Origin of the sequence: Pseudorhodoplanes sp. (assembly GCF_035565795.1) — a bacterium.
In the GTDB taxonomy this organism is placed as follows: domain Bacteria; phylum Pseudomonadota; class Alphaproteobacteria; order Rhizobiales; family Xanthobacteraceae; genus Pseudorhodoplanes.
In genome coordinates, this window is record NZ_DATMRV010000232.1 from 21,718 (window position 1) to 27,972 (window position 6,255).

The following is a 6,255-nucleotide window of genomic DNA, read 5'->3' on the forward strand; positions in this document are numbered from 1 at the left end:
TCCCGCAACGCGGGGAGAGGGGAGTTCTAGAACCGGATCGCGTTCAGCGCTTCCGAGTGCTCGGCCTTCGCCACCCGAACGAATTCACCGCCATTTCGATCGCAGACATACAGCGATCCGGTCGCGACGCCGAAATAGGCGCCGTGAATGCTGACCTCGCCGCGCGCAATCAGCTTCGATAGGCGCGGGAACGTCATCAGGTTCTCGAGACTATTGACGATATTCGCCTGCTCCAGCCGCCGCAGATAGTCGCCCGGCGCTTCGCCTTCCGCGCGCGGGCCGATCTTTTCCATCGCCGGCGCCATCAGCTTCATCCACTTGCCGATGAAGTCGCCGGGTGTCAGCGGCTCGGCATCTTCCGCGAAAGCACGCACGCCGCCGCATTGCGCGTGCCCGAGCACCACGATGTGCTTGATCTTGAGTGCAGCGACGCCGAATTCCAGCGCGGCCGACACGCCATGAGCCTGACCGTCAGGAGCATAGGGCGGCACGATATTCGCGACGTTGCGAACCACGAACAATTCGCCCGGGCGCGCGTCGAAGATGACTTCCGGCGATACGCGGGAATCGCAGCAGCCGATCACCATGATCTCGGGCGACTGGCCGATTTCCGCAAGTTCCCGGTAGCGGGTCTGCTCCTCGCGCAGCCTTCCGCCAACAAATGCCGTGTAGCCTTCGACAAGGCGCTCGGGAAAACTCATCGCAACACCCTTCTGGACGCCAAGTCCGTTCGGACACCCTTATTCACGCCCAGATCGCCATCGGCAAGCCGTAACGATCCGCCGGTGGCGGATTGGGGAACGGTTCCGCGATTCCTGCATGCAGGCGGCGCGCGATGGCGGCGCAGGCCAGCGCGTCCAGCAGATCGTCGGGCCCGGCGCCGGGTGGCGGCGCGCTCCCGACGATGCTCCGGGGCAAGCCGGCATTGATGAGGAGATCGCGGCGCTGGGCGAGACCGGGATCGTAGGGCTTGCCTTTGACCTTCTTCGGTTCGGGCAATGAGCGGCCGCCATTGAGCCGCCAGAACGCGAGTTCGGGATGAACTTCGAAGACCCGTCTGACCGCGTCCGGATTGTTGCGCAGACAAGCATCGACCTCGCGGATACGCGGCGCGATCATGAAGAGCTGCTTTGAAATCTTGCGCGGCGGGTCCGATGTCGCGAGCGCCACCGCGCAGGCCTCGCGATAATCGGTCTGTTCCAGCGCCGCACGCGAGGGCACGGAAAACACTGCCGATTGCCGTGCGCCAAGCAGCGGCCGCACCGCATTCTCGGCGGCGCGTCCGCCATATCCCGTCCGCTCGGGCAAACCGACCGGCATGTCGACGGCGATCACGGCCGGCTGTTCCGGTGCGTCCAGAATCTCCGCAAAATGCGCCAGCACGCGGACGTGCACGTCCCCGCCGTCCGGCCCTACCAACGCCACGATCCATCCTGCGCGGCAGCCGTCCACCCCGGCGATCCAGATATCCGCGCTCCTCATTCGACCATTGTCGCCCATGGCTTACGCTGGCATGAGACAGTCGGGCTCGCTAGGCTCCGGGTGATCAGGGGGAACGATGACTATCAGGCCGCGCCGATCCGTACTTTACATGCCGGGTTCGAATGCCCGTGCCATCGAAAAGGCGCGGACACTGCCCGCCGACGGCGTCATCATCGATCTGGAGGATGCGGTCGCGCCGGATGCCAAGGTGCAGGCACGCGATCAGGTGGCCGCTGCGGTGAAGCAGGGCGGCTTCGGCGCACGAGAGGTGTTCATTCGCGTCAACGGCATCGACACGCCCTGGCATGCCGAGGACATGAAGGCTGCCGCACAGGCCGCGCCGGACGCGATCCTCATTCCGAAGATCAACAATTCCGATCAGCTCGAAATGGTCGGCCGCCGGTTGCTCGACATGGGCTGCAACAAGAAGACCCGTATCTGGGCGATGATCGAGACTCCGTTCGCGATCCTCAACATTCTGGACATCGCGTCGGCCGCAAAGGATTCCGAAACCCGGTTGTCCGGCTTTGTGCTCGGGACCAACGATCTCGCCAAGGAAACGTCGGCGAAGCTTTTGCCCGGCCGCGCACCGATGCTGCCGTGGTTGACGACGTGCGTGCTGGCGGCGCGCGCCTACGGCATCGCCGTGCTCGACGGCGTCTACAACGATATATCCGATGCCGAAGGTTTCGTCGCCGAATGCGAGCAGGGCCGCGATCTCGGCATGGACGGAAAGACGCTGATCCATCCGAACCAGATCGCGCCGTGCAACAACGCGTTCTCGCCAAGCGAAGCGGAGATCGCACAGGCGCGCAAGTTCATTGCGGCATTCGATCTGCCGGAAAATGCCGACAAGGGTGCGATCATGCTGGACGGCCGCATGGTCGAGCGCATGCATGCCGATATCGCGCGAAGGACGGTCGCCATCGCGGATGCGATTGCGGCGCGAGGTTGATGACCTGCTCGAATTCACACCATGCTCCGCTCGGAATGAGCGGAGTTTGAGGAAGCGCTTTTCCGCACGAGGTTGATCAATGTCCCTCGAACTCTTCGCCGCCTATCTCCTCGCCTGCGTGGTGTTCACGCTCGTGCCCGGTCCGACGGTGACGCTGATTGTCGCCAATTCGCTGACGCATGGCACGCGCGCAGGCCTTGCCAATGTCGCCGGTACGCAGGCAGGCCTTGCCGTGTTCGTCGGCGTGCTGGTGATCGGCCTTGCCTCGGTCATCGAAACCATGGGCGTGTGGTTCGACTGGATCCGTTTTCTGGGCGCGGCTTACCTGATCTGGATCGGCATCAAGATGTTCCGCTCAACCGGCCGTCTCGACGATCCGGGACAGACACCAAAGCCGCGGGGCGGCTTTTTCCTGCAGGGGTTTCTGGTGATGCTGTCGAACCCGAAGGTGCTAATCTTTTTCGGCGCCTTCATCCCGCAATTCGTCAATCCGGCGGGCGATTATGTCTGGCAGGTGATCCTGCTCGGCTTGACGGCGATGCTGACGGCGGCTGTCACCGACGGTGCCTACGCGATCCTCACGGGACGCGCGCGCGTCATGTTCACGCAGACGCGCGTGCGGTTTGTTTCGAAACTGAGCGGGGTGTTCCTGATCGGCGGCGGCGTCTGGCTCGCGCTGACAAGGACAAGGTAGAAACCACGGTTATTCCGGGGCGGCGCCAGGCGCCGCCCCGGAACGACAGTCACATCCACGGACGATCTTCGGCGACCTTGCTTTCGAACGAGTCGATGCGGTCCTTCTTCACCATCGTCAGGCCGATGTCATCGAGACCGTTGAGCAGGCAATGCTTGCGATGCGGGTCGATGTCGAACTTGATCACGCCGCCGTCGGGGCCGCGGATTTCCTGCTTCTCGAGATCAATGGTCAGCGTCGCATTGGCGCCGCGCTCGGCGTCGTCGAACAACTTGTCGAGTTCTTCCTGCGTGACGCGGATCGGCAGGATGCCGTTCTTGAAGCTGTTGTTGTAGAAGATGTCGCCGAACGAGGTCGAGATCACGCAGCGGATGCCGAAGTCCAGCAGCGCCCACGGCGCATGTTCGCGCGAAGAGCCGCAGCCGAAATTGTCGCCGGCAACGAGGATCTTGGCGTTGCGGTAGGCAGGCTTGTTGAGGACGAAATCGGGGTTCTCGCTTCCATCGTCATTGAAGCGCTTCTCGGAAAACAGGCCCTTGCCGAGGCCGGTACGCTTGATGGTCTTCAGATATTGCTTCGGGATGATCATGTCGGTGTCGACATTGACCACCTTCAGGGGCGCCGCCACGCCTTCCAGAACCGTAAATTTGTCCATGGCATCATACCTTTAGAGCGGCCGCCGGGCGGCAGCCTGGAATTGTTCTTTGTCATGCAGCCAGGCCGGGGTTTGGTCAAGTATCGGGAGCCGGAGACTGGCATGTATGCCCTGGCGGCAATCTTTGCGAGCGTTCTGGCTGTGGCCTTGCCCGCTCAGGTGCAGGGTTCCCTGTGGTGCTATCGGTCCGACAAAACCTCGGCCCGTGGCCTGTGTTTTTCCCGCCATGGAGCAGTGCAGGCGGTCGGTCGCGATCATGGGCGGGATTTGCGAACGGGCGGAGGCCGGGCCGGACAGATCCGGCCCGCGCCGACCCGAAAAGAAGGGCCGGCGCAAGAAGCCGGACTGATCAGGACAGCGTTGCTATTCCCGCTTTCGCGATCTGCTCGTCCTCATGCGATTGCACGCCGGACACGCCAATCGCGCCGACGCATTCACCCTCATACATGATCGGCAGGCCGCCCTGGATCTGCAGGATGCCCGGGAAATTCATGAAGGCGGGCCGGTCCTTGACGCGATCTTCCCAGAATTTCGACGGCCGACGGGTGATCGCGGAGGTCTTTGCCTTCAAGGTCGCGACTTCCGAGGTTGTGGCGATCGCCCCGTCCATGCGGTCGAGATAGAGCAGGACACCCGCGTCATCGACGATCGCGATCGTGACGCTCCAGTTGTTCTTCTCGGCTTCGGCGCGGCAGGCGGCGGCCATCTTGTGAACGTCGAACGATTGCAGGCACGGCTTTTTGCGCATGAGGTGCTCCCCGGAATTGCGTGTGAGGTGTCGGGTTATAGAACGCTGGCTTCGATCGCTTCCATGTCGTCGTCGGAGAGACCGAAATGATGACCGATCTCATGCACGAGCACGTGTGTGATGATGGCGCCCAATGTTTCGTCGTGTTCGGCCCAGTAATCGAGGATCGGCCGGCGGTAGAGCCAGATCATGTTGGGCATGTGCGTCGGTGCGCTTTCGGAGCGGAATGGCAATCCGACGCCCTGGAATAGTCCGAGGATGTCGAACTCGCTCTCCAGCTTCATCTCGGTGACTACGTCGTCGGTGGGAAAATCGTCGACGCGCAGGATCACGCCTTCGCACAGGGTGCGAAATGTTTCCGGCAATCTGCCATAGGCGTCGGCGGCGATGATTTCCATTTCGTCGAGCGATGGCGCTTTGACGTGACGCCAGGCCAGGGGCTCGGCGAGCGGACTTGCGGGCGTGTCAGCGGACATAGGTTGCGTAAAGATAGATGGCGAGGGCCACGAATGCGACGGCGCTCAATGTGCGACCGATCCGGCGGCCCCACAATTCGATTCGATCGCCCGCGGGGGTATCGGCTGCGCCGAAATGGCCGCGCGCGCGTCCGAACAAGCCGCCGAGTGCGTCGCCCTCGTGTTGCAGGCGAGTCAGATCCGCGAGCGCGGCACGGCGCTTTTCCTGATCGCGGGTGGGTTCCATGGCGCCACAATATGCCTGTTGGCACGCCGGACACAAACGGTTGACGGCGCGGACGAGATAGGGGAGCGTTCGCCCATGAAACCGCATCATTTTGCACTTCTTGCCGCCGCATTGGTCGTCTCGGCCAATGGCCCAGCCGCTCGGGTTTCATCAGTCCAAAACGCGAATGTGCAGGCGACCGAATTCTCGTCGCAGACGAGGGAGCGTCCGCGCGTCCGCGTCACACCGCCAGCGGCCTATGACTACCCGCGTCCCGGCCCGTATGCATGGCCCGGACCGGGCTACGTGCGACATTGTGTCGATTGGTATGCAACGGAATACAGACCGAGCGGGACGGTTGTCACTCCGCAGATGCGGTGCCGCTGGGTGAGGGGTTAACTTTCCTTCGTCATTCGCGTAGCGTGTCCGCAGGGGACAATTGCAACTCATGCTTCCGCGCGTTTAAGGTGGAGGAGGCAGCTTCATCTTGGAGAGAGAGGGCTTATGCTGAAGTATCTCGGCTTCCTTGCTTTGTTCGGTGCGCTCGTTGCCTTGACGCCCTTGCCTGCTTCCGCAGCTGCGGATGGCGTGCGCAACGGCGAGGCGACGGTCACTCACGACGAGATCAGCGCGCGGCGTTATTACTACCGGTATTACCGGCCCTATCGCTATTACCGGCCGTACCGTTATTACTATCGGCCGTATTACCGTCCGTATCGCTATTATCGGTACTACTAATAAAGCGATCCGTGATCGAACACGAAGGCCCGCCGCGAGGCGGGCCTTTTGTTTTCGCAAACATGGCTGGGCTCGCGCACCTTGGCTGCAACGGAAATTGCGTTGGCGCGTTAGCAGGCGAGAGGCGACACGAAACGCGAAACGGAACAAGGAGTCTGCGTGATGAAGGCTATGGTTGTAACTCTCGCCGCGGCGGGCATCGCTGCAGCATTCGCGATGCCGGCGAAGGCGGATGGAACCGCTAAAGCAAACGGCGTCAACACCACGGCGAATGTCGAACACACCGACATCAGTGCGCAGCG

Annotated in this window: 9 protein-coding genes; 3 read left to right on the forward strand and 6 right to left on the reverse strand. The window is 62.3% G+C overall.

Annotated features, from left to right (window positions below; translation table 11 throughout):
* Positions 1–26: 26 nt before the first annotated feature.
* On the reverse strand, positions 27–701 hold the full coding sequence (locus VNZ93_RS20735) for a carbonic anhydrase (protein ID WP_325709697.1): 675 nt from the start codon (positions 699–701) through the stop codon (positions 27–29).
* Positions 702–744: 43 nt separating this feature from the next.
* Positions 745–1,482 (reverse strand): DUF429 domain-containing protein, encoded by a 738-nt coding sequence (locus tag VNZ93_RS20740; RefSeq protein WP_325709700.1) that lies wholly within the window; start codon positions 1,480–1,482, stop codon positions 745–747.
* 76 nt (positions 1,483–1,558) lie between these two features.
* Between VNZ93_RS20740 and VNZ93_RS20745 the strand changes: the two genes are divergently transcribed.
* Positions 1,559–2,437, forward strand: a complete 879-nt coding sequence (locus tag VNZ93_RS20745) for a CoA ester lyase (RefSeq protein ID WP_325709703.1) — start codon at positions 1,559–1,561, stop codon at positions 2,435–2,437.
* 79 nt (positions 2,438–2,516) lie between these two features.
* Positions 2,517–3,131 carry a LysE family translocator gene (locus VNZ93_RS20750; protein ID WP_325709706.1) on the forward strand — a complete coding sequence of 205 codons (615 nt, stop codon included), beginning with the start codon at positions 2,517–2,519 and terminating at the stop codon, positions 3,129–3,131.
* Positions 3,132–3,180: 49 nt separating this feature from the next.
* On the opposite strand, the gene leuD is transcribed toward VNZ93_RS20750, so the two are convergent.
* The 4 genes from leuD to VNZ93_RS20770 form a co-directional block, all read right to left on the reverse strand.
* On the reverse strand, positions 3,181–3,786 hold the full coding sequence (gene leuD / locus VNZ93_RS20755) for a 3-isopropylmalate dehydratase small subunit (protein ID WP_325709709.1): 606 nt from the start codon (positions 3,784–3,786) through the stop codon (positions 3,181–3,183).
* 349 nt (positions 3,787–4,135) lie between these two features.
* The gene (locus tag VNZ93_RS20760) at positions 4,136–4,534 is read right to left on the reverse strand and encodes a heme-binding protein (RefSeq protein WP_325709712.1); all 399 of its coding nucleotides are present in this window, start codon (positions 4,532–4,534) and stop codon (positions 4,136–4,138) included.
* A 35-nt stretch (positions 4,535–4,569) separates the two neighbouring features.
* Complete coding sequence (locus tag VNZ93_RS20765) at positions 4,570–5,010, reverse strand: metallopeptidase family protein (RefSeq protein ID WP_325709714.1); 441 nt, start codon at positions 5,008–5,010, stop codon at positions 4,570–4,572.
* On the reverse strand, positions 5,000–5,236 hold the full coding sequence (locus VNZ93_RS20770) for a hypothetical protein (protein ID WP_325709717.1): 237 nt from the start codon (positions 5,234–5,236) through the stop codon (positions 5,000–5,002). The genes VNZ93_RS20765 and VNZ93_RS20770 overlap by 11 nt, the downstream gene beginning before the upstream one ends.
* A gap of 483 nt (positions 5,237–5,719) precedes the next feature.
* On the opposite strand from VNZ93_RS20770, the gene VNZ93_RS20775 reads away from it, so the two are divergent.
* Positions 5,720–5,953 (forward strand): hypothetical protein, encoded by a 234-nt coding sequence (locus VNZ93_RS20775; protein WP_325709720.1) that lies wholly within the window; start codon positions 5,720–5,722, stop codon positions 5,951–5,953.
* Positions 5,954–6,255: the final 302 nt, after the last annotated feature.